Source organism: Deltaproteobacteria bacterium, from assembly GCA_016219225.1.
In the GTDB taxonomy this organism is placed as follows: domain Bacteria; phylum Desulfobacterota; class RBG-13-43-22; order RBG-13-43-22; family RBG-13-43-22; genus RBG-13-43-22.
In genome coordinates, this window is sequence record JACRBX010000138.1 from 1 (window position 1) to 3,474 (window position 3,474).

Annotated in this window: 3 protein-coding genes; all 3 read right to left on the bottom strand. The window is 52.8% G+C overall.

Annotated features, from left to right (window positions below):
- The coding region (locus tag HY879_11905; GenBank protein ID MBI5604050.1) for a hypothetical protein at positions 1-1,839 on the bottom strand (1,839 nt) is incomplete at its 3' end.
- A gap of 2 nt (positions 1,840-1,841) precedes the next feature.
- Positions 1,842-2,930 carry a glycosyl hydrolase gene (locus tag HY879_11910; GenBank protein MBI5604051.1) on the bottom strand — a complete coding sequence of 363 codons (1,089 nt, stop codon included), beginning with the start codon at positions 2,928-2,930 and terminating at the stop codon, positions 1,842-1,844.
- Between the two features lie 117 nt (positions 2,931-3,047).
- Positions 3,048-3,474: 3-hydroxyacyl-CoA dehydrogenase family protein (locus tag HY879_11915; protein MBI5604052.1), on the bottom strand; the 427-nt coding region annotated here is incomplete at its 5' end.

A 3,474-nucleotide genomic window follows, 5' to 3' on the forward strand; every position in this document is an offset into this window, starting at 1 on the left:
ATTTTCTTTGATGAAATGATTAACCCGGTGGATAACCTCGTTCAAAACCGGGCCCTCATGATTTTTGAGAAAGAGTTTTACGTTGGTGCTGGTGTTGCCGTAGTCTATCCAGGTATCCATCTCACCAGGGGCGGCCCCGGTTTGGATTAGGGTGATCATATTCTGTATGGCCTGTTGAGAATTGGGGATCGATTCCATCTTGGGGTCATTGCCGTAAGCCAGCATATTACTGCTTTTGACCAGGTCGGCCACTGAGATAGCAAAGCCCACATTGGGGTCGGTCATCATATACTGTTTGAGCCCCTCCATGCCGTTGATGACGTCAGGATTGGTCACGGCCTGGTCGGCCTTCCCCTGGACGGCCACCCACATCTGGTCTACACCGGGAAACTTCTTGTTGATCTGGACAATGTCTGTGTTGTAGTCGGAATATGGCCAGAGGATGGGACTGCCGGGGTTGGCATCGCCGAACTTGAGGTGGGTCGAGGAGATGATGGCTAAACCCAGAATAAGGACGCTTAAGCCGACGGTGGCGTATCGGCCGGCCCCGAAGGTCCAGTTCGACATCCTGATGAGTATCCGTCTGAGCAAGTGTTCGGTAAAATACTCGATCCGGTAGGTGAAGGATCTGTCAAGAATGGTAGTCCGGGTAGTCACCCTTTTGGAAAAATCCTCGTTTGCCTGGGCCAAGGCAGCGGGCACATCGGACTTTTTGGGCACCCGGACATATTTGAAGGAAGCAAAAAGCGGTGGATAAAAAAAGAAGATGGTGAAAATCATGGCCCCGGACCAGAAGAAGCCGAGATAGGCCAGGTTTCTAAGGGTCGGAATGGGAGTGAGGCAGATGACTAATAAAGCCAGGGTGTCGGCCAGGATGCCGATAAGCCCAGGCGGAAAGAGGCCGGTGCCGGTGATCAGGGCCGCTTCTTCGGTATCGGCTGATTTTTGATACTCCTCGGTAAACCGCTCCACCCACTGGACTCCGTGGCTCATGGCCCGGGCCGAGAGCAGAAAGGGGATGACGATGATCAGGGGATCGAAGTGAAAGCCCAGAATAGCCGAAAATCCCAAACCCCAGATGGAGGTCATCAGGGCGCTCACAAAGGGCCAGAACCATAAACCTCCCCGGCTCATATAGGCAAAAAGCATAAGAAGTATGACCACGGAGGTGATGACCAGGATGAGGGCCATATTGGGCAAATAGTGGTAAATCCAGCCGTAGAGGAGGGGTGTGCCGGTGAGGTAGATCCGGTGGTTGGCATCCCCTTCCCTTTTCTTGATCTCCATGAATTTATCGAAGAGAATCTTGAAGTCGATCTTGCCTTCCAGAAAGTTGGCATCAAGGCGCAGTGCCTTCTGATCCCGGGAGACCCAAATGCCGTTTACGTTGCCGCTGGTAAAGACCTTTTTCTTCAACTCCTCCATTGAGGCCTGATCTTTGGGGACCTCCTTCATGATCTGGTTGGAGGAAAACCCCCCGGCCGTTTCCTTCAGGATCGTCACCTTCTGGGAAGCGATGGAGAAGATACCGAAATGGTCGACGCCGGGGATGAGATCGACGGCGTCGGTAATGCGGTACATCTTCGAGAGGGTATTGGTATTAAAGACATCGCCCTTCCTGACCTCCAGCACCAGCGTGGCCTGATAGGCCCCGCCGAAGCACCTGGCATACTGCTGATGGACCTGCACGTAGGGATGGTTCTGGGGAAAGAGGTCCAGAAATTGGGTGAACATCTGGATGCGGAAGATCTGGCTCAGAAAAAAGAGGGTAATCACCCCCATGGCCACCAGTATCTTTTTTTTATGATTAATGAGAAAGCCGACCAGTACTTTATACATGATTACTCCTTCCCCACGGCGCCCATAAAGGGAGGCAGACCGAGACGGCTCCAGGTTTTGCCGGCATCATGGCTGGCCAGGATCTTGCCTTCATTGCCCACTAAAAACCCGCCGTTGTTAAAAAAGGCCAGGCCTGAAAGCCAGGAATAGTGGCCGGGGATGATCAGAGGAGACCAGGTCTGGCCGTTATCCGATGATTGGACCACGGCCCCCCGTAAACCGACGGCCATCAGCCTGGAATCGAGAAATCGGACCTTGAGCAGGCTATCTTCGGTGTTACTCTTGGTCTCTTGCCAGCTTCGGCCGCCGTCGGAGGTGACCAGAATCTTTCCGGCAGTACCGACCGCCACGCCCCTCTTTTCATCTTTAAAGGCGATGCCGAAGAGTTTGCCCAATTGATCTCTCCGTTGTTTCTGAAAGGTCTTTCCGCCGTCCACGGTATGGAGGATGGTTTCAAATTCACCGGCGATCCAGCCTTCCCGGGGATTCAGGAATACCAGGTCGTTTAAAATCACGTCTTCCTGGAAAGGTAGCTTTTCCCATGTGCTCCCCCCGTCTACCGTATGGAGGACAGTGCCGAAGGTCCCCACGCAAAAGCCTTCCCGATCATTAAGAAATTGGACCTTGAGGAGTTTCTGGTCAGTGACCGGACTCTTCTGCTTCTCCCAGTGGTTGCCCCCGTCTTTGGTATGGAGGATGGTCCCTTGGTCGCCCACGATCCAGCCCTCTTTTTCGCTGACGAAAGATACGCCGGTTAAGGCCTGGAAGGTGCCGGCCTGCTGGCGGGACCAGGTCTTGCCCCCGTCTGAAGAATGAGTAATGGCCCCGAAGTAGCCTACCACCCAGACATGATCTTTATCCGGCGCGGCCACATCGTAAAACTTGTCGCCAAAAGTGATCGGTGGCGGCCCCATGGCCTGAGCGCCATGACTCAAAGGTCCTTGTGCATTTCTCGGAGGCTTTCCCTGATCGTCCGAAGGTGACCGGCCTTCCTCCTTATGACAAGCTGCGATCATCATCAGAAAACAGAAGGCCCCTATCGCTGCCCACCACATCCCTTTTTGACTTCCAACAATGTCAGGTTCCATCATTCAAATCCCCTTGTAATCATCCCAGAAATCTAACATACTCCAAGGCATTTTCTGCCGATATGTAACCGGTATTAAGGGTAAAACCTATGGTATTGAACGGCAGTCGGCAGACACACCTTAATCCTTATCCTGCTCTCGATTCCAACGGATGAGGTGTTCTATGAGCCCTTTTCGGCAGTCTTCGATAGCCTTCTGACTCCATTCATAAAATCCCTTTCCCGTCTTGAAACCCAGTTCTCCGGCTTCCTGCTTTTGCCTTAACAACGGAGAGGGATTGGAAGATTTTTCAATATGAGGGAGGATATAATCATGGATCTGGAGGGTCAGGTCCAAGCCGACCATATCGACATTCTGTAAAGGTCCCAGCACTGGCAGCCTGATCCCAAAGCCGCTTTTAATGACTTCATCAACCATCTCCGGTTCGGCAATGCCTTGTTCGACGATGGAGATCGCTTCCCGCCAAAGGGCGTGCTGGAGTCTATTGCCTACGAATCCTGGCACATCCTTTTTGACCTTCACCGGCCTTTTACCTACTGATTTCAGC